General features: G+C 66.7%; 19 protein-coding genes and 1 pseudogene. 14 read left to right on the top strand and 6 right to left on the bottom strand.

Going from position 1 to position 21,385, the window contains the following annotated elements; all coding sequences use genetic code 11:
* A pseudogene (locus Q8814_RS09220) lies at nt 1-127 on the top strand (acetyl-CoA C-acyltransferase); the annotation flags it as partial.
* Nucleotides 128-169: 42 nt separating this feature from the next.
* On the opposite strand, the gene Q8814_RS09225 reads toward Q8814_RS09220, so the two are convergent.
* Nucleotides 170-1,852: a class I adenylate-forming enzyme family protein gene (locus tag Q8814_RS09225; protein ID WP_330151707.1), complete on the bottom strand. Its 1,683-nt coding sequence runs from the start codon at nt 1,850-1,852 to the stop codon at nt 170-172.
* A 447-nt stretch (nt 1,853-2,299) separates the two neighbouring features.
* Here Q8814_RS09225 and Q8814_RS09230 point away from each other — a divergent pair, with 447 nt between their 5' ends.
* The 3 genes from Q8814_RS09230 (at nt 2,300) to Q8814_RS09240 (ending at nt 4,649) form a co-directional block, all read left to right on the top strand.
* Entirely contained in the window at nt 2,300-3,514 is a 1,215-nt protein-coding gene (locus Q8814_RS09230; RefSeq protein WP_330151708.1) for a Rieske 2Fe-2S domain-containing protein, read from the top strand.
* Nucleotides 3,492-3,749 (top strand): hypothetical protein, encoded by a 258-nt coding sequence (locus Q8814_RS09235; RefSeq protein ID WP_330151709.1) that lies wholly within the window; start codon nt 3,492-3,494, stop codon nt 3,747-3,749. Before Q8814_RS09230 ends, Q8814_RS09235 begins: the two co-directional genes overlap by 23 nt.
* A gap of 96 nt (nt 3,750-3,845) precedes the next feature.
* On the top strand, nt 3,846-4,649 hold the full coding sequence (locus tag Q8814_RS09240; protein ID WP_330151710.1) for an SDR family NAD(P)-dependent oxidoreductase: 804 nt from the start codon (nt 3,846-3,848) through the stop codon (nt 4,647-4,649).
* 183 nt (nt 4,650-4,832) lie between these two features.
* On the opposite strand, the gene Q8814_RS09245 is transcribed toward Q8814_RS09240, so the two are convergent.
* Both Q8814_RS09245 and Q8814_RS09250 read right to left on the bottom strand, forming a co-directional pair.
* Nucleotides 4,833-5,978: an NADH:flavin oxidoreductase gene (locus tag Q8814_RS09245; protein WP_330151711.1), complete on the bottom strand. Its 1,146-nt coding sequence runs from the start codon at nt 5,976-5,978 to the stop codon at nt 4,833-4,835.
* The gene (locus Q8814_RS09250) at nt 5,975-6,889 is read right to left on the bottom strand and encodes an LLM class F420-dependent oxidoreductase (protein WP_330151712.1); all 915 of its coding nucleotides are present in this window, start codon (nt 6,887-6,889) and stop codon (nt 5,975-5,977) included. The genes Q8814_RS09245 and Q8814_RS09250 overlap by 4 nt, the downstream gene beginning before the upstream one ends.
* Nucleotides 6,890-7,176: 287 nt before the next feature.
* Here Q8814_RS09250 and Q8814_RS09255 point away from each other — a divergent pair, with 287 nt between their 5' ends.
* From Q8814_RS09255 to Q8814_RS09285, 7 genes are all read left to right on the top strand, one after another.
* On the top strand, nt 7,177-8,094 hold the full coding sequence (locus Q8814_RS09255) for an IclR family transcriptional regulator (RefSeq protein ID WP_408015869.1): 918 nt from the start codon (nt 7,177-7,179) through the stop codon (nt 8,092-8,094).
* A gap of 222 nt (nt 8,095-8,316) precedes the next feature.
* A complete protein-coding gene (locus tag Q8814_RS09260; protein ID WP_330151713.1) occupies nt 8,317-9,183 on the top strand; it encodes an alpha/beta fold hydrolase in 867 nt (288 codons plus the stop codon).
* A 5-nt stretch (nt 9,184-9,188) separates the two neighbouring features.
* Nucleotides 9,189-10,910: an FAD-binding protein gene (locus Q8814_RS09265; RefSeq protein WP_330151714.1), complete on the top strand. Its 1,722-nt coding sequence runs from the start codon at nt 9,189-9,191 to the stop codon at nt 10,908-10,910.
* Nucleotides 10,911-11,050: 140 nt separating this feature from the next.
* Nucleotides 11,051-12,229 carry an acyl-CoA dehydrogenase family protein gene (locus Q8814_RS09270; protein ID WP_330151715.1) on the top strand — a complete coding sequence of 393 codons (1,179 nt, stop codon included), beginning with the start codon at nt 11,051-11,053 and terminating at the stop codon, nt 12,227-12,229.
* Nucleotides 12,230-12,313: 84 nt separating this feature from the next.
* Entirely contained in the window at nt 12,314-13,237 is a 924-nt protein-coding gene (bphC, locus tag Q8814_RS09275; RefSeq protein ID WP_330151716.1) for a biphenyl-2,3-diol 1,2-dioxygenase, read from the top strand.
* 17 nt (nt 13,238-13,254) lie between these two features.
* A complete protein-coding gene (gene hsaA / locus Q8814_RS09280) occupies nt 13,255-14,424 on the top strand; it encodes a 3-hydroxy-9,10-secoandrosta-1,3,5(10)-triene-9,17-dione monooxygenase oxygenase subunit (RefSeq protein ID WP_330151717.1) in 1,170 nt (389 codons plus the stop codon).
* Between the two features lie 68 nt (nt 14,425-14,492).
* The gene (locus Q8814_RS09285) at nt 14,493-15,959 is read left to right on the top strand and encodes an FAD-dependent oxidoreductase (RefSeq protein WP_330151718.1); all 1,467 of its coding nucleotides are present in this window, start codon (nt 14,493-14,495) and stop codon (nt 15,957-15,959) included.
* Nucleotides 15,960-15,990: 31 nt separating this feature from the next.
* Here the strand turns inward: Q8814_RS09285 and Q8814_RS09290 are convergent, their stop codons facing one another.
* Nucleotides 15,991-16,506: a flavin reductase family protein gene (locus Q8814_RS09290; protein WP_330151719.1), complete on the bottom strand. Its 516-nt coding sequence runs from the start codon at nt 16,504-16,506 to the stop codon at nt 15,991-15,993.
* A 267-nt stretch (nt 16,507-16,773) separates the two neighbouring features.
* Here Q8814_RS09290 and Q8814_RS09295 point away from each other — a divergent pair, with 267 nt between their 5' ends.
* The 3 genes from Q8814_RS09295 (at nt 16,774) to Q8814_RS09305 (ending at nt 19,196) form a co-directional block, all read left to right on the top strand.
* Nucleotides 16,774-17,388 (top strand): TetR family transcriptional regulator, encoded by a 615-nt coding sequence (locus Q8814_RS09295; RefSeq protein ID WP_330151720.1) that lies wholly within the window; start codon nt 16,774-16,776, stop codon nt 17,386-17,388.
* Between the two features lie 120 nt (nt 17,389-17,508).
* On the top strand, nt 17,509-18,285 hold the full coding sequence (locus Q8814_RS09300) for an SDR family oxidoreductase (RefSeq protein WP_330151721.1): 777 nt from the start codon (nt 17,509-17,511) through the stop codon (nt 18,283-18,285).
* A complete protein-coding gene (locus Q8814_RS09305) occupies nt 18,282-19,196 on the top strand; it encodes an SDR family oxidoreductase (protein ID WP_330151722.1) in 915 nt (304 codons plus the stop codon). Before Q8814_RS09300 ends, Q8814_RS09305 begins: the two co-directional genes overlap by 4 nt.
* Before the next feature lie 490 nt (nt 19,197-19,686).
* Here Q8814_RS09305 and Q8814_RS09310 read toward each other — a convergent pair whose 3' ends face one another.
* Nucleotides 19,687-20,160 carry a nitroreductase family deazaflavin-dependent oxidoreductase gene (locus Q8814_RS09310; protein ID WP_330151723.1) on the bottom strand — a complete coding sequence of 158 codons (474 nt, stop codon included), beginning with the start codon at nt 20,158-20,160 and terminating at the stop codon, nt 19,687-19,689.
* Nucleotide 20,161: 1 nt separating this feature from the next.
* Nucleotides 20,162-21,325: a steroid 3-ketoacyl-CoA thiolase gene (locus Q8814_RS09315; RefSeq protein WP_330151724.1), complete on the bottom strand. Its 1,164-nt coding sequence runs from the start codon at nt 21,323-21,325 to the stop codon at nt 20,162-20,164.
* Nucleotides 21,326-21,385 lie beyond the last annotated feature (60 nt).

Consider the following 21,385-nt stretch of genomic DNA (forward strand, 5'->3'; position numbering starts at 1 on the left):
GACCGGGGCGCGGATCACCAATACGCTGCTCAACAACCTGCGCACGCACGACAAGCAGTTCGGTGTCGAGACGATGTGTGTCGGTGGTGGTCAGGGTATGGCGATGGTCCTCGAACGACTCAGCTGATCGACGAGGGTGGGCCGAGCGTATGCACGGCCCACCCCGACGTCAGTCGTCCGAGTCGCCGGTCCCGTCCCAGCCCCTGCGGACGATTTTCCCGGTTGCGTTTCGAGGAAGCAGATCCCGGGTGAGACGCCACTGCGTGGGCACTTTGAAATAGGCAAGGCGCTCCGCTACGAACCGCGTCAGATCCTCCTTGGTCACCGTCGAATCGGCGACAACCACGACAACGGCGAGGACTTCCTGTCCCCAGTCGGGGTGCGGAACTCCGGTGACGAGGCATTCGCGTACCGCCGGGTGCTCCGACAGGGTCCGTTCGACCTCCGACGGGTAGATGTTCTCCCCGTTCTGCTGGATCAGATCTGCACGTCTGCCGAGCAAGCGGAGCCGCCCGTTCTCGACGACGCCGTAGTCGCCGGTGCGTAGCCACCGGTCCGGGGCGATCGTCTTCGCGGTCGCCTCTTCGTCGTCCCAGTATCCGAGCATGACGAACGGGCTGCGGACGCACACCTCGCCGGCATGTTCGTCCGGTAGCCAGCCACCCTCGGGATCGCGGATCTCGAGGCTCACCGTGATGATCGGTTGGCCGACAGTGCCCGGATATCGTTCGAGTTCGAGTGCGCTGGCCACGGCGATCGAGGTACTGCACTCGGTGATGGCGTAGCTGTCGACCACCGTGTGCTGTCCGAACGGCAACTTCTCACGCAGGCGGGCCTTGAACTCCGGTGTCGACGGCTCCGACGACATCGTGAACCGCGTCAAGGACGTCAGGTCGAACCGGTCGATATCCTCGACCTCGAGCATCCGGGCGGCCATCGACGGCACGGCGTTCCAGTGCGTGACCTGCTCGCCCTCGATGAGTTCGAGAACCCGCCGTACGTCGAACCATCCCTGGTTCATCACCACGGTGCTGCCCGTGGCGAGCCGAGGCACGATCGTGTTGTGAAGACTGGTGATGTGGAACAGCGGCGAGGTCAGAAGGTGGCGGGCCTCGGAAGGTGTGGTGCGGTCGTACACTTCGCCGGTCCACGCAGCAGCGATGGCGTCGCTGTAACGGTGATAATCGACCACCGCCAACAGGTTTCGCTGAGAGTGCAACGCACCCTTCGGGTAGCCACTGGTTCCAGACGTGTAGAGGAGAACGGCCGGGTCGTCTTCGTCGATCCGCGGAGGCGGCGGTTGCGCGCCGTCGAACTCGGCGATCAACCGGGGGAGGTCTTCCTCGACGGTCAGCACGATCGTGCCGGTCCGGTCGAGATCGGCGACGGCGTCGAGGCGCGGACCGTCGACGAACACGACGCGTGGACGGGAATGACCGATCCCGAACTCCAACTCGGGTTGCACCCACCACGCATTGAGGCCGACGGTGATCGCGCCCAGCGCTTGCGTGGCCCAGAACGCGGTAACCCACTCGGGCCGGTTCGCCGACAGGATCGCCACCCGGTCCCCGGGCGAGACTCCGTACCGCTCGCGCAGGGCGGTGGCGAGCGCGTAGGACTCTCGCGCGTGCTCGGCGAAGGTGATGCGCCGATCGGCCGTGACGAGGTACTCGCGATCGCCCCAGGCCAGTGACTGTGACAGCAGGTCGGCGACCGCCCGATCGCGGTTGCGCATCACCGGCATCTCGGTGCCCAGCACGTCGGCCATCACGATTTCGAACTGGGCGCCCCGGCCGGTCAATCGCGAGATGAGCTGCTCCAGGTACGGATACGGATCCGGCGGTACCGTCATCGGAAATCCCCCGCGGACGGCGCGCCGAAAGTCGCCGGTGGTGTAGCACATCGCACGGCGTTCCCCCTGTCGGCTGTATGCGGCTGCATACACACTCGGCTGTATACGGACAGCAACGATCTCACGGTCGCGGCCGGGGAGCCCGGATGTACCGGTGAGTGGGACGGTCGAGGGGGCGTCATTTTAGCGCGCGGCTCTCTCCAGGGCAATTGCGGTTGGAGTCGACGTCCACCCGATCCGGGGCGTCGTGCCCGATGCGGTAGCCGCCGCCGGCCTTCCGGGAGCAGGTCTCGTCGAGTGGTCTCACCGAGTGGGACTGTCGCGTCGGCGGTGATATTGCGCACCTACGGTGATCCGGTACGGCCCTACCAGGGCAGATGCCGGCGCCAACCGCCGCGCAGCGACCGGGACGCAGCGTCCCGGCACCACCACTTCCCGAAAGGACGGATGACCGTGAGCCTGGACTCTTCCGGAGACACCGACATCCGCGAGATCGTCGTCGGTTCCGCGCCCACTCGTTACGCCCGCGGCTGGCACTGCCTCGGGTTGTTAAAGACCTTCAAGGACGGAAACCCGCATTCCGTCCACGCTTTCGGCACCAAGCTCGTCGTCTGGGCCGACAGCAACGGAGACCTGAAGGTCCTCGACGCGTACTGCCGTCACATGGGCGGCGACCTGAGTCAGGGCACGGTCAAGGGAGACCAGATCGCGTGCCCGTTCCACGACTGGCGGTGGGGTGGCAACGGTCGTTGCACGAATATTCCCTACGCCCGGCGGGTGCCTCCTATCGCGAAGACCCGCGCGTGGCACACGCTCGACCAGGACGGCCTGTTCTTCGTCTGGCATGACCCCGAAGGCAACCCTCCTCCGGCGGACGTGACGATCCCTCGCCTCGAAGGCGCGGAGAGCGACGACTGGACCGATTGGGTCTGGTACACGACCGAGGTCGACACCAATTGCCGCGAGATCATCGACAACATCGTCGATATGGCGCACTTCTTCTACGTGCATTACTCGTTCCCCGTCTTTTTCAAGAACGTTTTCGAAGGTCATGTCGCGAGCCAGTTCATGCGCGGCCAGGCTCGCCCGGATATGCGGCCGAACACGGAGGGGCAGCCCGCCATGCTGGGCAGCAGTTCCGAGGCCAGCTATTTCGGTCCGTCCTTCATGATCGACGATCTGGTGTACAAGTACGAGGGTTACGACATCGAATCCGTCCTCATCAACTGCCACTACCCGGTCGATGCGAACAAGTTCGTGCTGATGTACGGGATGATGGTCAAGAAGTCCGATCGCCTCCAGGGCGACGCGGCACTCCAGACGGCCAAGCAGTTCGGCACCTTCATCGCCAAGGGCTTCGAGCAGGACATCGAGATCTGGCGTAACAAGACTCGCATCGAGAACCCACTCCTGTGCGACGAGGACGGGCCGGTCTACCAGCTGCGGCGCTGGTACGAGCAGTTCTACGTCGACGTCGCCGACGTGGCGCCGGAGATGACCGACCGGTTCGAGTTCGAGATGGACACGACCCGTCCGGTGGCCGCTTGGATGAAGGAAGTCGAAGCGAACCTCGCCGCCAAGAAGGCTACCGAGGAGCAGGCTTCCGGCGGGCAGACCGGCGAGAAGAAGGCGGACGAGGATGCAGCCTCTCCGGTGCAGTGAGTGCCAGGCGCAGGTGCTGGTGCAGAAGAACAGCTGGGAACACACGTCGGTCCAGTGGAACAGTGAGGCCCGCCGGCGGTGCTTCGAGTTGGGCGCCGACGAGGGACGGCAGGGGCGCCACGGTGCACCGTCCCCCACGTGCCCGTCACTTCTGGCCGACATCACCCGCGCCGCGACCGAGGGACTGCTCGACGTTCTCGACGACGCGCCCGTCCCTTCTCCGATAATCCCATAGTCGGATCTCTCGGCCCGGCGACACCGAACCGGATGTCGCCGGGCCGTGTGGATCACCAAGCTCGCCTTGCAAGGCAACATATCTCGGAGGATCAAGATGAACGATTCCATTCGGATCGACCGCGACCGGTACGGCCCGTGGGCGGTGATCGCGGGTGGTTCGGAAGGTGTCGGTGCCGCGTTTGCCGACGAACTCGGCCGCGCCGGTTTCGATCTCGTGCTGATCGCCCGCAAGCCGGGCCCGCTCGAGGAGACCGCGGCCAAGACGCGTGCCCACGGCGTGGAAGTACGCACCCTTGCACTCGACCTGCTCGCGGACAACGCGGTCGACGCGATCCGGGAGGCGACCGCGGATCTCGAGGTCGGGCTGTTCATCTTCAATGCCGGTGCCAACAGCTACGGTCACGAGTTCGTCACCGGCGACCTCACCGGGTTCCGCGGTGTGATCGATCTGAACGTGCACCGTCAGGTCGAGTTGTCCCAGCTGTTCGGGGCCCGGATGAAGGAAGCCGGTCGCGGTGGCATCATGCTGCTCGGCTCGTTGGCCGGTTACATGGGTGCGGAGCATCAGAGCATCTATGCTGCGTCGAAGGCGTTCAGCCGGGTCTTCGCGGAGAGCTTGTGGCTCGAGCTCGAACCGCACGGTGTGCATGTGCTCGAACTGATTCTGGGCGTGACCCGCACTCCCGCGATGGAGCGTGCCGGCCTGAACTTCGACATTCCCGGCATGCTGGTGTCCGAGCCGGAAGATGTCGCCCGTGAGGGGCTCGAACATCTGGCCGACGGTCCGGTGTGGGTCGCGGGCGGCAACCACGATGCGGCGGTGAAGCGCAGCGGTTTTCCGCGCGCCAAGATTGTGCGTGGTGCCGCGCAGGCCATGCGTGCCCTGATGAACCGCTGAGGTCGTGCGGCACGAATAGATGCTGTGCACGTGCAACGAGAACTGTGCCCGGTAGTTCGACGGACCTACCGGGCACAGTTCTGTTCGTCATCTCTGTTCGTCATCGCACCGTCCACCGACGGACGAGAGGCGCTCACGAATGAACGTGAACGCCTCTCGCCGGGAACGGACGTGAAAACGGGATCAGGTGAGCGTGCTCTCGTGGATTGTTCTGTCGAATTCGGGCAGGTCATCGCCGTCGAGCAGAGTTGTGGCAAGCGTCGGATCGGCGAGGTGCAACCGGCCGATGGCGATGAGGTCGAACTCGCCCTCGGAGAGCCGGCGTTCCAGCTCGGGGATATTGTTGCGGACCGGTGCCGACCCGCCGGTCCGACTCTCGCGCAGTGTCTTCGAGATGCCGACGCTGCCGACCGCCATGGATGCGGCGCCCGTCAGCTTCTTCGCCCAGCCTGCGAGCGAGAGGTCGCTGCCCTCGAATACGGGAACGTCGAAACGGCGGATACTCGCGTCGAACACGTCGACACCGGCGTCGGCGAGTGCGGACAGGATCACCCGCAGTTCGTCGGGTGTGCGCGCGATCTGCGCCTCGTAGTCCTGTTGCTTGTGCTGAGAGAAGCGGAAGAAGATCGGCGCGTCGTCACCGATTGCCGCACGGATCGCGGAGACGACCGCGCTCGGGAATCTGGTCCGGCGCTGCAGGTCGCCACCCCACTCGTCGTCGCGGCGGTTGGTGGAGTCCCAGAGGAAGGAGTCGAGCAGATAGCCGTGGCCTCCGTGCAGTGCGATGCCGTCGAAACCGACGTCCATGGCGTCACGGGCAGCACGCTCGTAAGCGGAGACGACGTCGGCGATGTCCTGCTCGGTCATCGGGGCGGTGACCGGTAGTGCCCGCTCGAGATAGCTGTCGGGGTACGAGGTGACACCGGGCTCACCCCACAGACCCGACGGACGCATCGGCGTCAGGGCCGGGTCGACGTCAGAGGTCATCGCGCCCCACAGCGGACCGACGTGCCAGAGCTGGGGCACGATCCGCCCGCCCTCCGCGTGCACCGCGTCCACGACACGCCGCCAGCCTTCGAGCGCGGCGTCACCGTGCATGTGGGGAACGCGGGGGTTGTCGACCGCGGTGGGATGGTCGATGGCGACACCTTCGGTGACGATGAGCGCGGTTCCGCCGGCCGCCCGGCGCCGGTAGTACTCGGCGACGTCTGCTCCGGGAACGCCGCCCGGGGAGAAGGACCGGGTCATCGGCGACATCACGATGCGGTTGCGCAGCTCGAGCGATCGCAGCGTCAGGGGGCGGAACAGGGGGGACAGGGTTCTGGTCATACGGTTTCGGCGCTTTCGTCGAGGAAGGGGCGGGGTGGCGGAGGGTCGAAGGACACGCCGATCTCGCTGCCCAGCTCGTGCAGGGCTTCGAGTTGCTCGCGGTAGTGGTCGGCGCTCGTGGCCGCGAAGGTCGCGCTGACGATCGTCGCGCCCGCGCGACGTCGGCGTTCGAGGTCGCGCAGCGTCGATTCGGGGGTGCCCAGCGGATCGAGGGGTCTTCCGGTGCTCAGCACGACCTCGAACCCTTCGGGAAGTGGAGCCTTCTGCAAGAGCGATTCGGTTTCGTCCAGAGTGAGGCCGAACGGTAGCCAGCCGTCGCCGAGCGTCACAGCGCGGCGCAGGGACCGGGCTGTGCGTCCGCCGATCCAGAAGGGCACCCGCTCCTGCACGGCGGACGGGGCGACGTGGACATCGGCGAAGTCGTAGTAGGTGCCGTGGAACTCCGGGCGGGTGGTGGACATACACACCCGAAGGGCGGCGAGCGCCTCGTCGGCGCGGGCGCCCCGGTCGGTGAAGGGCGCGCCGAGCAGTTCGAACTCCTCGCGGAGGCTGCCCACTCCGAGTCCCAGGACGAGCCGGCCGCCGCTGACGGTGTCCAGCGTGCCGTAGCGCTTGGCTATCTCGAGCGGATGGTGGTAGCCGAGCACGAGGACGCGGGTGTTCAAGCGGATGCGCGAGGTACGGGCGGCCAGATAGCCGAATGTGGCGAGTGGATCCCAGTAGATCCCGCCGCGCTCTTCGGCGACGTGTGCCGGCACCGCGACATGCTCGCTGCAGGTGACGTGGTGGTAGCCGAGCCGGTCGGCTGTTTCGGCGATGCGGGCGAGTTCGTCGATCCCGGCATCCTGTTCCCACGGGGCACGTACCGCCGGGTGACCGATGACGACCGGGGAGGTGATACCTATGTACATCCGGTCGGACCCCTCACAGCGAAGTCGGCGTGCCCTGCGCGCCGCCTGTCGCCGGCGGTGCAGGTGCGGACGGTGATCAGCACGTACCACTGTTCTACCGGTGCCCGACGGCCGCGGCTCGCGAATCTCCTACTGAGTGGGACCACGTGCGCGGGCGGGTCGCGCGGGCGGCCGGAAGGAAGCTACTTGTGTATCCCATCCCGGGAGGTAATACTTGTAGCGTTCCTCACAATAATTAATTTCAGTTCTCGCGTGGCGCTGTCGAAGGATTGAAGGAGAAGATGTCGATGTACGAGTCCGGATCTGCACAGTCGGGATCTTCCGTGTCGGAATCGACACAGTCGGACGGCGCCGCAAAGCGTGAGCTGCCCGCCTCGATGGTCGAACGCATGACGTTGATCCTCGATGCGTTCGACGGTGGCGCGTCACGTCTGACCCTGGAAGAGGTCGCGTGCCGCACAGGTCTGCCGCGTTCGACCGTCCACCGCATTCTCGACCAGATGGTGCGGCTCGACTGGGTCGACCACGCCTCGTTCGGCTACTGCCTCGGCCGCCGCGCGAAGTCTCTGAGCCACGGCGACAACGGGCACACCCGGATTCGCGAGGCGGCCGCCCACCTCCTCCACGAACTGCACCTGCAGACGGGCATGGTCGTGCACCTGGCCGTGCTCGACCGAGGTGACTGTGTCTATCTCGACAAACTCGGCGGGCAGCTCGCCGCGACCCTGACGTCCAGGGTCGGTGGCCGGGCACCGGCGTACACGACGGCATGCGGCAAGGCGATTCTTGCGGGGCTCGCACCCGAGCAGGTCGATTCGCTCTACGGTCCGCGTCTCGAGCGCCGGACGGACCGGACGATCGCCGACCTCTCGACACTGCACCAGGAACTCAACCGCATCCGGCAGCGCCGCGGCCTGGCGTTCGAGAACGGTGAGGCAATGGCCGGGATGGCCTGCGTCGGAGCTGCCGTGCGCAGCCCCGAAGGACCGATCGCCGGAATCTCGCTGTGCGGACCGGCACGGCCCGGTCACCTCGAGCGGGTCGCGCCGCTCGTCGCCGATGTCGCCCGCGACGTCTCGCGCACGCTGTACCCGGAACTGGGGGCGCCCCGCCGCGGCCGTCGGCCCGCCGACGCCCCCCAGCAGTCCTGGTCGCCCCATGCGATGGAGAGGCTTCTGGCGACCCAATCCGGTCGGTGGATGTAGCAGCCACGACAATCTCCCACGGCCGCCACCGATGTGGCAGCCGTGGGAGATTTGCCTTTTTCACGGCCACCTATCACCTTGCGGTGCTACAAGTTCGACCGTTTCCCATACTGAGCCGACGAACTGCGGTGCCCGGCCGACGAGGGCACGTACACCCCGGTTCGTCCCGGTGAACGGGAGTTCACGCGCACAGTGAGAGGCATCACTGGGAATCTCGATGTCATGACGACGGAACTGAGCTACGAGGACACCGCCAGGGAACTGTCGACCGAACGCGGTGTTCTTCGGTATCACGAAGCCGGTGAGGGCCGGCCGCTTCTGCTGCTGCACGGGTCCGGCCCCGGCGTGACCGGGTGGCGCAACTACCGCGGTGTCCTTGCCGATCTGGCCGAGCATTTCCGTTGCCTCGTCCTCGAATTCCCCGGTTTCGGTGTCAGCGATCCGTGCGAGGGTCACCCGATGATGATGGCTCGGCACGCGGTCGCCGACTTCCTCGACGGCCTCGATCTCCCTCAGGTCGACATCATCGGCAACTCGATGGGCGGCATCGTCGCAACGCAGTTCGCGATCGCCGACCCCGCCCGGGTACACAAGCTCGTCACCGTGGGTGGTGCGGGCCGCTCGGTGTTCGCCCCGTCGCCGGGCGAAGGCATCCGCCTGCTGATGGAGTTCACCGACGATCCGACGCGCGAGAAGCTCGTCCGCTGGCTGCGGTCGATGGTGTACGACCCCGCGCTCGTCACCGAGGAACTCATCGAGGAGCGCTGGGCGCTGGCCACCGAGCCGAAGACCCTCGAAATTGCCCGCCGGATGTACAGCAGCGCGGCCTTCGCGGCCGGCGCCCGCGCGGCGCTCGCATCGAACGAGACACCCTACTGGGCTCAGCTGGGCAAGGTCACCGCGCCGACGCTGCTCACCTGGGGTCGCGACGACCGCGTCAGCCCCGTCGACATGGCGATGCTGCCGATGCGCGAACTGAGCCGCGGCGAACTCCACGTATTCCCCAACTGCGGGCACTGGACGATGATCGAGGCTCGCGAAGCGTGGCTTGCCACAGTCCTGGCATTCCTGAATCGAAAGGACGCGTGAGCGACATGGCCGAAGCATTCGACCACATCGTCGATTTCCTCGTAGTGGGCAGCGGCGGCGGCGGTATGGCTGCCGGTATCGCCGCGGCCGACAAGGGTCTCGACACCCTGATCATCGACAAGGGTTCCAAATACGGCGGATCGACCGCGATCTCCGGTGGTGGCATCTGGATTCCCAACGCTCCCACGCTCAGGCGTAAGGGCGCGGTCGACACCCGCGCATCGATCCGCCGCTACCTCGACATCGTCACCGCGGGCCGCGTACCGGCGGATCGGCTCGACGCGTTCGTCGACCGCGGCCCCGAACTCATGGAACTGCTCGACAAGAGCCCGCACATGAAGATGTATTGGGTCAAGGGCTATTCCGACTACCACCCCGAGTACGAGGGCGGCAGTGTGCTCGGCCGGACCATCGAGTGCAAGCCGTTCGACACCCGCAAGCTGAAGCACAACGAGAAGTTCCAGCGCCCCAACAGCATGAAGGGCCCGCTGGGCCTGTGGGTCACGTCGAAGGACTACCACGACCTGGCCATGGTCAAGCGCACCTGGCGCGGGCGCCGTGCCTCCCTCGTGGCCGCGTGGCGGGTGGCTTCCAACGTGGTCCGCCGCCGGCACATGGCGACGGGTGGCCGGGCCCTCGTCGCTCGCATGCGCATGGTGCTCGAGGACTCGGGCGTGCCGCTGTGGCTGAAGACTTCGATGACCGATGTCATCGTCGATGGGGGAACCGTGGTCGGCATCGTCGCCGAGCGGGAGGGACGCACCGTCCGTATCGGCGCTCGCCGTGGAGTCCTGTTCGCGTGCGGCGGTTTCGACCACAACAACGAAATGCGTGCCGAGTACCTGCCCGAGCACGGCGTCGCGAACGCCAGCGCCGGTGCCCGCGAGAACACGGGCGACGGAATCCGCATCGGTCACAAGCTCGGCGCGGCACTGGACCTGATGGACGACGCCTGGTGGATGCCGTCGGTGTTCCACCCCATGGGTGCGGTGATTCCGCTGGTGTCCGAGCGGTCGATCCCTGCCTCGGTGATCGTCAACTCCGACGGCGAGCGGTTCACCAACGAATCGGCTCCGTACGTGAACTTCGTCCACGATCAGCTCGAGGGTGGCCACGTGCCGGCATGGTTCGTGATGGACACCAAGGCGAAGAACCGGTACCCGTTCGCGCAGGTCCTCCCGAACATGCCGTTCCCGCAAGGCTTCTACGACAGCGGTGTAGTGCATCGCGCCGACACCCTCGAGGAACTGGCCGGGAAGATCGGCGTGCCCGCCGCGAAACTGGCCGCCACGGTCGAGCGGTTCAACGGCTTCGCCCGCAAGGGCAAGGACGACGACTTCGGTCGTGGTGAGAGCGCATACGACCACTATTACGGCGACCCGACCATGACGAACCCGGTGCTCGACGAAATCGTCAAGGGGCCGTTCTACGCGATCCGCTGCGAAGCCGGCGACCTGGGTACCAAGGGCGGACTGGTGACCGACTCCGACGCGCGCGTGCTGCGTGAGGACGGCACGGCGATCGAAGGCCTGTATGCCACGGGCAACGCGTCCGCGTCGGTGATGGGCAACGACTACGCCGGTGCCGGGGCGACGATCGGGCCCGCGATGGTGTTCGGCTACATCGCCGCCCTCGATGCGGCGCGGCGCGATCCCGCAGACCTGTCGGGTGTTGCGGGAAGTTCCCGCTCAGCGGAAGCCGACCGCAGCATCGATGCCGTTTCCTGAGACCGTATGACCCACCGGAGGTCCATACGCAGCAAGTCCGCGAACAACACGGCCACGCAGAAGTCCGCCGACGCCGTCTTCGCCTGACACACGTGCCCAGGCGGTAGCCCGGGCATACCACACCAGAAAGCTGGAAGATCATGGGACAGATTCTCGACTCCCTCTCGCAGGTCGCAGACGAAATCCGCGCCGACGGCGCCGAAGGCGATACCCTCATGCGCCTGACGGACCGGAGCGCCAAGCACCTCCGGGACGCCGGTGTAATCCGGATGCTGCAGCCCACCGAGTTCGGCGGTCTCGAAGCCCATCCGCGCGAATTCGCCGAGACCGCTATGGGCATCGGAGCGATGGACGGTGCAACCGGCTGGGTCAGCGGCATCGTCGGCGTGCACCCGTGGGAGATGGCGTTCTTCGACCCCAAGGCGCAGGAAGAGGTGTGGGGTAACGATCCCGACACCTGGATCGCGTCGCCGTACGCACCGATGGGTGTCGCGACTCCCGTCGACGGTGGATACATCCTCAACGGCCGCTGGTCGTTCTCGTCGGGCACCGATCACTGCGACTGGGTGATGATCGGCGCAGCGATCGGGGACAAGGACGGCAACCGCCTCAACCCGCCGCAGAGCCTGCACGTGCTGCTGCCGCGTTCGGACTATCGAATCGACCAGGACAGCTGGAATGTCGTCGGTCTGCGCGGCACCGGTTCGAAGGATCTCATCGTCGAGAACGCGTTCCTGCCCGAATACCGGACGATCTCGGCCGAGCTGGTCATGAGCGGCAACGCCTGGCGCGAGGCCGGCCGCGACGAGACGCTCTACCGGTTCCCCTTCTCGTGCATCTTCCCGCTCGGCATCACCTCGTCGCTGATCGGCATCGCCGAGGGTGCGCTCAACAGCTACATCGAGACCCAGCGTGAGCGCGTCACGGTGACCGGCACCGCGATCAAGCAGGATCCGTACGTCCTCTCCGCTCTCGGCGACGCCGCCGCGGAGATCGCAGCCTCGCGTGCCGCGATCCTCGATACGGTGGACCGGTTCTGGGACATGACGGAAAAGGGCCAGGAGGTGTCGTTCGAGATGCGCGCCATCGGGCGCCGGACGCAGACCGCGGCGGCGTGGCGGGCCGTGCGTGCCGTCGACGAGATCTTCGCGCGTGCCGGCGGCGGTGCGTTGCAGCTGACCAATCCCCTGCAGCGTTTCTGGCGCGACGCGCACGCCGGACTGAGCCACGCCATCCACGTGCCCGGATCGATCTTCCACGCCGCGACTCTCACGCAGCTCGGCGTCGAACCGCAGGGTGCGATGCGCGGAATGATCTAGGTCCTTTCCGCTCGGCAAGCACCACTTCGCACAGCGCGAACCTCGACAAGTACGACCCTCGACCATGAACAAGGACGGATGGATATGACGGATATCCGGGCTCTGGGATACCTCAGGATTCAGACCAGGGACATCGCACGCTGGCGCGAGTTCGCCGTTGACGGACTGGGCCTCGCAGTGGGCACCGGACCGGAACCCGACGGTCTGTACCTGCGGGTCGACGAGCGGCGTGCCCGCCTGATCGTGCTACCCGGCGACACCGACAAGGCTCTCGCGATCGGCTGGGAAGTCCGCGACGAGTTCGCGCTGCAGCGCGTGCGCGAGGCGGTCGAGAAGGCCGGCATCGAGGTGACGGCCCTGTCCGCCGAGGAGGCGGCCTACCGCGATGCCGAGAAGGTCATCACCTTCACCGATCCGAGCGGTTCACCGGTCGAGGTCTTCTTCGGCGCGGTGCTCGATCACAGCCCATTGGTCACGCCCTTCGGGGGACGCTTCCACACCGGTGACGAGGGCTTCGGACACGTCGTGCTGCCCTCGGCGAAGTTCGATGCCGCGTACAGCTTCTACGCCGAGGTGCTCGGGTTCATGCCGCGCGGCTCGATCCGCGTCGGCGATCCCTCCGCACCGCCCCCGTACCCCCGGGTGCGTTTCCTCGGTGTCAACCGCCGGCACCACAGCCTCGCGCTGTGCCCCGCGCCCCCGGTCGCCGCTCCGGGTCTGGTGCACCTGATGATGGAGGTCGACACCCTCGACGCCGTTGGTCAGGCACTGGACCGGGTTGCGGCACTGGGATTCTCGATTTCCTCGACGCTGGGCCGGCACACGAACGACAAGATGATCTCGTTCTACGTGCGGGCACCGGGAGGCTGGGACATCGAGTTCGGCACCGAGGGCAAGCTCGTCGACGAAACGTATTACACCGCCGACGAGATCACGGCAGACAGCTACTGGGGCCACGACTGGTCCGGCTCCGAGCCGCTCGCCGCGTTCACCCCGCCGGCCGGCTGATTCAGGGCAGCGTTTCGATGGCCGCCGACGACGTTCTGGGCGCGGTCCGGGAGTTGCTGCCCGGCATCGCCGACCACGCCGCACGAGTCGACGAAACCCGCCGGGTTCCCGACGAGACGATCTCCGCTCTCGGCGCGGCCGGTGTGTTCCGGATGCTGCAACCGCGTCGCTACGGGGGCTTCGAGTCCGAACCCGTTCGGTTCTACGAGGTGGTCCGTGCGATCGCGGGAGCATGCGGATCCACAGGGTGGGTCACGTCGGTCCTCGGCGTCCACCCATGGCACCTGGCGCTGTTCGAAGACCGCGCGCAGGCGGAGGTGTGGGGCGCCGACGACGCGACGCTCGTGTCGTCGGCGTACGCACCCGTCGGTCGACTCGTGCCGGTCGACGGAGGCTACGAGCTGTCGGGACACTGGATGTTCTCTTCGGGCTGCGAGTACGCGTCGTGGGCGCTGCTCGGAGCGATCGTTATCGGTGCCGAGGGCCGTCCCACCGATTTCGTGACCGCTCTCGTTCCCCGCTCCGACTACACGATCCGCGACGTGTGGAATGTGGTCGGCATGCGGGGGACGAGCAGCAACGAGATCGTCGTCGACGGCACGTTCGTCCCCGAGTACCGGATCAAACGCAATTTCGAGACCGCGAATCTGCGGGGCGCGGGCCAGAAGGTCAACACCGGCCCGCTCTACCGCCTTCCGTTCGCGTCGCTGTTCGCCACGACGGTGGCCGCCCCGATCGTCGGTGTGGTCGAGGGGTGTTGCGAGCAGTACATGGCGGCAATGCGTGAGCGGGTGCGGCTCAGTCTCGGTGGTGGTCGCTTCGTCGACGACCCGTTCGCGCAGGTCGCCGTGGGGCGGGCGTCGTCGGAGATCGATGCGGCGATCCTCCAGCTGGACCGCAACATGCGAGAACTGTGGGACTGCGCGAAGGCCGGCCGCGAGATCCCGATGTCCTTGCGCCTGCGCACCCGACGCGATCAGGTCCGCGCGACCGAGCGTGCCGTCGAAGCGGTCGATCTGCTGTTCAAGACCGCCGGCGGCACGTCGCTGTTTCTCGGAAACGTCATCGAAAGAGCGTGGCGCGATGCCCATGCGGGCAGTGTGCACGTCGCCAACGAGCCCGAGCGGGCCCTGTCCCTGTACGGGAAGGGCGCGTTCGGGCTGTCGGTCGAGGACAACCTGGTCTGACCGGCACTCCGGTCCGACCGTCTGCCGTCGTACTCCGGGTATCTGAATTCCGAAAGGGTTTGTCACGCATGAATATTCCCACAATCCGGCCGGTCTCGGTCGATGAGATCGAGACCTGGGATTTCGAAGCCGACGTCGTAGTCGCGGGGTTCGGCATCGCCGGCGTTTCCGCCGCGATCGGGGCCGCGGAGAGCGGCGCGGACGTGCTGGTGCTCGAACGCACAGGCGGTGGCGGCGGAGCGGCCGCACTGTCCGGTGGAATCGTCTATCTCGGGGGTGGCACGCGGCTGCAGAAGGCGTGCGGATTCGACGACAGCCCCGAGAACATGAAGATCTTTCTGGCCGAGGCGCTCGGCCCGGGTGTCGACGAGTCCAAGCTCGACGAGTACTGCCGCGGCAGTGTCGCGCATTTCGAGTGGCTCGAAGCGTGCGGTGTCTCCTACAAGGAGAGCTTCTGGTCGCAGCCGGGCTGGGAGTGCCCCGCCGACGATTCGCTGATGTACAGCGGCGGCGAGAACGCTGCGCCGTTCAACGCGCTCGTCGAACCGGCTCCGCGGGGACATCTCGCGCGTGTACCGATGCCTCGCACCGGCGAGCAGGGCGCGGGTCACGTGCTCATGACGACGCTCATCGCCAAGGCCTCCACTCTGGGTGTGCGGGTCGAGACCGATGTGCGCGTGCAGCAGCTGGTCACCGACGGCTCCGGGCGGGTCGTCGGGATGGTGGCCACGCAGTTCGGCAAGACGGTCGCGGTGCGCGCCCGCGGCGGTGTCGTCTTGGCTACCGGTTCGTTCGCATACAACGACGAGATGATGCAGACGTACGCGCCGCGGCTCTACAAGCGTCCCGCCGCGACGGTCGAGGAGCACGACGGCCGCTCGATCCTGATGGCGCAGGCCCTCGGGGCGTCCCTGGCGCACATGGAGGCGACCGAGGTGGCGTTCTTCTGCGACCCGCAGCTCATCGCGCGTGGCATCCTCGTCAACGGGCGTGGCCAGCGGTACGTGCCGGAAGACACCTATCCCGGTCGGATCGGCCAGCTCACGATGTACCAGAACGACAACCAGGCGTACCTGATCATCGACGAAGAAGCGTACGAAGAAGGCATCGCGGCCCCGAGCTCGAGTCCGCAGCTGCGTCACGCTCCGACATGGGTGTGCGAGACCGTCGCCGAGCTGGAGGCCGAAATGGGCCTGCCGGAAGGCGCCTTGACGTCCACGGTCGACCTCTACAACCGGCATGCCGGCAAGGGTGAGGATCCTGTACTCGGCAAGAAGAGTGAATGGGTCAAGCCCATCGGATCTCCGATCGCGGCAATCGATCTGCGTGGCATGACGGGCGGCTTCACGCTGGGCGGACTGCGGACGACGGTGGACTCCGAGGTCCTGCACGTCGACGGAACCCCGATCCCGGGGTTGTACGCGGCCGGCCGGTGCACCTCCGGCCTGTCGGCGTGGGGCTACTGCAGCGGCATCTCGCTCGGCGACGGCAGCTTCTTCGGCCGCCGAGCGGGTACCCGCGCGGCGGGCTCCTGACCGGCCCGGCCCGGCCGGTAGCCCGGCCGGGTCAGCAGTCGAGGCCGAAAGCGCCGCGGTAGAAGACCATCGGCCGGTTGTCGTCGAGGCATTCCAGCTCGGCGACCCGGCCGATGACCACGTCGTGATCGCCTGCTGTGTGTACGTCGTGCACCTCGGCGTGCACACGCATCAGCACCCCCGGCAGGGCCGGGGTGCCCCACTTCGAGACCGTCCAATCGAGATCGTCGTACTTGGCGCCGCGGCTCGAGCCGAAGCGTGCGCAGAGGTCGGATTGGTTCTCGCCCAGAACGTTGATGCTGAACCATCCGGCGCGACGGATCCGCGGCCACGCCCGTCCCCGATGGTCGGCGCAGAACAGGATCAGCGGCGGCTCGAGGGACACCGACGCGAACGACTGGCATGCGAATCCCACCGGACCTTCGTCGTCGAGACCGGTCACCACCGTGACGCCGGTCGCGAACCGCCCCATGGCCAGCCGCATTTCGGCAGGGGCGGGCAGTTCGGCGTCATACACACGTTCCTGGGCCAGTGACTGGATCTGCATGCGGCTCACTCCGATTCGGTCCGGACGCCCCCGATCAGGCGACATCGACGATCCGAGCGTATGGGCGGAGCGCAGCACGCCACCCGCGGTTCTCGCTCAGTGGACGCGCAGGCGGGCAGTGACCGTCCGGAGGTCACACTCGGTGGACGATCCCACTGTTCGGATGTGGGATATCGGCGGAGAGTGTCCGGTGTCGCGCCCCTGATCCGGTGGAGGGTGGCTCGATGGGACAATGGTCCCCGTCGACTGTGGAGAGGGGATCGGACAGTGCCCAGGATCGGTGTGGCGCGGGACGGCGCCGAGCCGACGTCGGTGGAGCAGCGCGAGCGACATCTGCGCATCATCGATGCGGCCTCTCGGCTCGCCTCCGAACACGAACTCGCGCGGGTCCAGATGACCGAGGTCGCGAAACTGGCGGGCGTCGCCATCGGCACGCTCTATCGATACTTCCCCTCGAAGACACACCTGTTCGTCGGAGTGCTGCTGCACCGGCTCGAACTGTCCGCCGATCGCATCCCGGCACCCGGCGCCGACGTGTCTCCGCAGGACGCGATCTGCGCCGCGCTGATCGCCCTCACCAGGCAACTCGTGAGTCGTCCGAAGCTCGCCCTCGCGATGCTGGTTTCCAACAGCACGGCGACGGTGTCGGCGGTGCCGGACGCGCTCCGAGTGGACGAGCTGTTTCAACAGCTCATACTCCGCGTGGGCGGTATCACCGGCCCGACCGAACAGGATCGCGACGCAGTGCGTCTACTGGCGATGCTGTGGTTCGGTGTCATCACGGTGTATTTGAACAACCGGGCGACGCTCGAGGAGACCGAGGCGGACATTCGCCTCAGCTGCCGTCTGCTGCTGGTTCATATTTCTCAGACCTCGTCCTGACCGCGGCGCCGTCGTGGATGCGCCGGGAAACACCCAACCCTGCGGTACCGAACCAAGCGATTGCTTGGTAAGTTGCAGGCACGGTCCCACACCGGACCATCGATTCGATGCGGAGGCAGGATGGATCTCGGACTCGACGGCGCGGTCGTTCTGGTGACCGGCGGCGTGCGCGGTGTCGGCGCGGGTATCAGCAGGACATTCCTGCGAGCCGGAGCAACCGTGGTGACGTGTGCACGGAACGAACCCGATCGAGCTGTCGAAGCCGATGGTCGCACCGCAGAGTTCCTCGCTTGCGACGTGCGTGACGCGGAGCAGGTCCAGGACCTGGTGGAGACCATCGTTTCCCGGCACGGCCGCCTGGACGTCCTGGTCAACAATGCGGGCGGCTCGCCGTTCGCCCTCGCCGCAGACGCGAGCCCCAAGTTTCACGCGAAGATCGTCGAGCTCAATCTGCTCGCTCCGCTGCTCGTCGCGCAAGCGGCGAACGCGGTGATGCAGAGCCAGGACAGCGGAGGCTCGATCATCAACATCTCGAGCGTCAGTGGTTCCCGGCCGTCACCCGGAACCGCGGCCTACGGTGCCGCGAAGGCCGGAATCGACAGCCTGGGAGCATCTCTCGCTGTCGAGTGGGCACGCAAGGTACGAGTCAACACCGTCGTCGTCGGCATGGTCGATACCGAGCAGTCCCACTTGTTCTACGGCGACGACGAAGGGGTTGCGGCCGTCGGCGCGACCGTTCCGCTCGGCCGTCTGGCCACACCCGACGACATCGGCAATTGCGCCGCATTCCTGGCATCACCGCTGGCGGCATACGTCAGCGGATCCACCCTGACCGTCCACGGCGGCGGCGAACGCCCTGCCTACATGGCAGCGGCCCGAACGAAGGAGACAAAGTGAGTGGACTGTTGGACGGACGCGTCGTCATTGTTACGGGCGCGGGACGCGGCATCGGGCGTGCCCATGCGCTGGCCTTCGCCGCCGAAGGCGCCAAGGTCGTGGTCAACGACATCGGTGCGGGCATCGACGGATCGGCGACCGGTGAATCACCCGCCGAGCAGGTCGTCGAAGAAATCCGTTCTGCCGGTGGCGAAGCTGTCGTCAACGGCGACGACGTCGCCGACTGGGCCGGCGCCGAGAACCTCGTCAAGACCGCGCTCGACAACTTCGGGCGCCTCGACGTACTGGTCAACAACGCCGGGTTCCTGCGCGATCGCATGCTCGCCAACATGAGCGAAGAGGAGTGGGATGCGGTGATCCGCGTCCACCTCAAGGGGCACTTTGCGCCGATGCGTCACGCCATGGCCTACTGGCGGGCCGAATCGAAGGCAGGAAACCCTGTCGACGCCCGCATCATCAACACCAGCTCGGGCGCCGGGCTGATGGGCAGCATCGGCCAGGGCAACTACGCCGCGGCCAAGGCCGGTATCGCGGCGCTGACCATCCAGGCTGCCGCCGAATTCGGCCGCTACGGGGTGACGGTCAACGCGATCGCTCCCGCCGCCCGCACCCGCATGACCGTCGGTGCCGGCGGCGACATGGCCGAAACCATGAAGGCACCCGAAGAAGGATTCGACGCGATGGCGCCGGAGAACATCTCGCCGCTGGTCGTGTGGCTCGGCAGCGCCGAATCGAAGGGTGTGACCGGCCGCGTCTTCGAGGTCGAGGGCGGCATGGTGTCGGTCGCCGACGGCTGGCGGCACGGTGAAACCGTCGACAAGGGCGAGCGCTGGGATCCGAAGGAGCTCGGCCCGGTCGTCGAGAAGCTGATCGCGTCGTCCGAGGTGCCCACCCCCGTCTACGGGGCGTAAAACGCACCGTGCTTTGAACAGATCCGTGTCTTCCGAACTACCGCTGATCGGACGCATCCGGAAATGCGCGCCTGTCGCGTACGGGCGTGCCGCAGAGGTCCAGTCGAGCACTGCGTCGAGATCCTCGAGTTCCTCACGGATCTTTTTGCGCTCGGCCTTCGTCAACCGGCGGAACGGAAGATTGAGCACGGCCTCGGCGCAGAAGTCGGTGGTCTCGAGCAGGGCGGCAACAGCGGTGACGGCCTGAGATCGGTCGGCACTTTCGACGATGACATCGAGCACTTCGTGACGTCGCTCCAGCGCCCGCAACAGTGCCGCGGCGATCTCGCGGCGATCGAGGACCTGGTCGTGATTCGTGGTTGCCATCGTGTGACATCCCTTCTCGAGAGCAGTGAAAAACCGAGTCCGGTAAATCTCACCCCAGTATTACCGGTTCGCGGCCCGAGGGACCTGCGGCATCACTCACACGCGGCATCACTCGCACACTGCATCACTCACACACGACGACAGGGATGACGCGGTCGGTCCAGGATTGGTAGTTGTCGAAGTCGGGATACATCGCCACCAGCTTCGGCCAGTAGGCCGCGCGCTCCTGCTCCGTCGCCACGCGTGCGCGCATCGTGCGCACCCGCGACCGGATCTGCACCGTAACTTCCGGATTCGCCTCGATATTGCGGAACCACAGCGGATGCTTGGGCAGACCACCCTGTGACGCGACGAGGACGACCTTGTCGCCGTCCTCGAGGAACAGCAGGGGAGCGGTCCGCGGCTGCCCGGTCTTCCGGCCGACGGTGGTCACCAGGCACACGGGAATTCCCCACGGGAATGCGCTCCCCACGCGCCACTTGCCACCCAACCGGCCGCCGGTCGCACGATACAGAGCGACGTTCGCGCGTGATCCCCACTTGATGATCGACGACGTGGCCTTCGAGTCGAGCCCCTTCGGGGCAGCCGCGGACCCCACGTCAGATTCGCTCGATGATGGTGCCCGTAGCGAGGGCACCGCCGGCGCACATCGTGATCAGCGCGGTCGACGCGTCGCGTCGTTCGAGTTCGTGCAGCGCCGTGGTGATCAACCGCGAACCGGTGGAGCCGACGGGATGCCCCAGCGCGATGGCGCCACCGTTGACGTTGACCTTGTCCATGTCGGGGCCGTGCACCTGTGCCCACGACAGCAGCACCGACGCGAACGCTTCGTTGACCTCGAACAGATCGAGATCGCCGATGCTCATGCCGGACTTCTCGAGCACCTTGGAGGTGGCCTGCACCGGACCGTCGAGATGGAATTCCGGTTCGGCCCCGACGAGGGCCTGGGAAACGATGCGGGCGCGCGGCTTCAGCCCGAGTGCCTTCGCCTTCGCCTCGTCCATGATCAGCACCGCCGCCGCGCCGTCGGAAATCTGTGAGGACGTGCCGGCGGTGTGGATACCGCCCTCGAATACCGGCTTCAGCTTCGCCAGCGACTCGGGCGACGTGTCGCGCAGACCCTGGTCGCGGGTGACCGTCTGCTTCTCGCCGGTGGGATTGCCGGCCTTGTCGACCACCGGAGCCACGACATGCAGCACTTCGCGCGCGTAACGAGCCTCGTCCCATGCCTGCTTCGCCAGTGCCTGCGACCGGACGCCGAGCGCGTCGACATCGTCGCGCGTGATGCCGCGGCGGCGAGCGATACGCTCGGCGGCCTCGAACTGATTGGGAAGGTCGATGTTCCACGACTCCGGACGGCGAGGTCCGGCCTGGTCGCCGACGTTCGCACCGAGCGGCACCTGCGTCATGGCCTCGACGCCGCAGGCGATGCCCGCGTCGATCGCTCCGGTGGCGATGAGACCGGCGATCAGGTGGTTGGCCTGTTGCGCGGAGCCGCACTGGCAGTCGACGGTGGTGGCGCCGACCTGCCACGGCAGTCCGGCGTGCAGCCATGCGGTGCGGGTGACGTTGTTGGACTGCGCGCCGGCCTGGGTGACGCAGCCGCCGATAACCTGTTCGATGAGGGCGGGGTCGATACCGGCCCGGTCGATCAGGCCGCTCTGGGCGGCGCCGAGGATCTCCGCAGCGTGCAGACCCGCGAGCCAGCCTCCGCGCTTTCCGATGGGGGTGCGTGCAGCCTCGACGATGACGGGTGTGCCCACAATGGGCTCCTTTCTCCGGGTGTCCTCGCAAAATAGAACAGGTTTCCACAGGTCGCAACA

This window comes from Rhodococcus chondri, from assembly GCF_036327435.1.
GTDB lineage: Bacteria > Actinomycetota > Actinomycetes > Mycobacteriales > Mycobacteriaceae > Rhodococcus > Rhodococcus chondri.

Coding starts and splice junctions, on each gene's coding strand:
- Q8814_RS09225 (WP_330151707.1), bottom strand. CDS start 1,852: ATGACGGTACCGCCGGATCCGTATCCGTACCTGGAGCAGCTCATCTCG.
- Q8814_RS09230 (WP_330151708.1), top strand. CDS start 2,300: ATGACCGTGAGCCTGGACTCTTCCGGAGACACCGACATCCGCGAGATC.
- Q8814_RS09235 (WP_330151709.1), top strand. CDS start 3,492: ATGCAGCCTCTCCGGTGCAGTGAGTGCCAGGCGCAGGTGCTGGTGCAG.
- Q8814_RS09240 (WP_330151710.1), top strand. CDS start 3,846: ATGAACGATTCCATTCGGATCGACCGCGACCGGTACGGCCCGTGGGCG.
- Q8814_RS09245 (WP_330151711.1), bottom strand. CDS start 5,978: ATGACCAGAACCCTGTCCCCCCTGTTCCGCCCCCTGACGCTGCGATCG.
- Q8814_RS09250 (WP_330151712.1), bottom strand. CDS start 6,889: ATGTACATAGGTATCACCTCCCCGGTCGTCATCGGTCACCCGGCGGTA.
- Q8814_RS09255 (WP_408015869.1), top strand. CDS start 7,177: ATGTACGAGTCCGGATCTGCACAGTCGGGATCTTCCGTGTCGGAATCG.
- Q8814_RS09260 (WP_330151713.1), top strand. CDS start 8,317: ATGACGACGGAACTGAGCTACGAGGACACCGCCAGGGAACTGTCGACC.
- Q8814_RS09265 (WP_330151714.1), top strand. CDS start 9,189: ATGGCCGAAGCATTCGACCACATCGTCGATTTCCTCGTAGTGGGCAGC.
- Q8814_RS09270 (WP_330151715.1), top strand. CDS start 11,051: ATGGGACAGATTCTCGACTCCCTCTCGCAGGTCGCAGACGAAATCCGC.
- bphC (WP_330151716.1), top strand. CDS start 12,314: ATGACGGATATCCGGGCTCTGGGATACCTCAGGATTCAGACCAGGGAC.
- hsaA (WP_330151717.1), top strand. CDS start 13,255: ATGGCCGCCGACGACGTTCTGGGCGCGGTCCGGGAGTTGCTGCCCGGC.
- Q8814_RS09285 (WP_330151718.1), top strand. CDS start 14,493: ATGAATATTCCCACAATCCGGCCGGTCTCGGTCGATGAGATCGAGACC.
- Q8814_RS09290 (WP_330151719.1), bottom strand. CDS start 16,506: ATGCAGATCCAGTCACTGGCCCAGGAACGTGTGTATGACGCCGAACTG.
- Q8814_RS09300 (WP_330151721.1), top strand. CDS start 17,509: ATGGATCTCGGACTCGACGGCGCGGTCGTTCTGGTGACCGGCGGCGTG.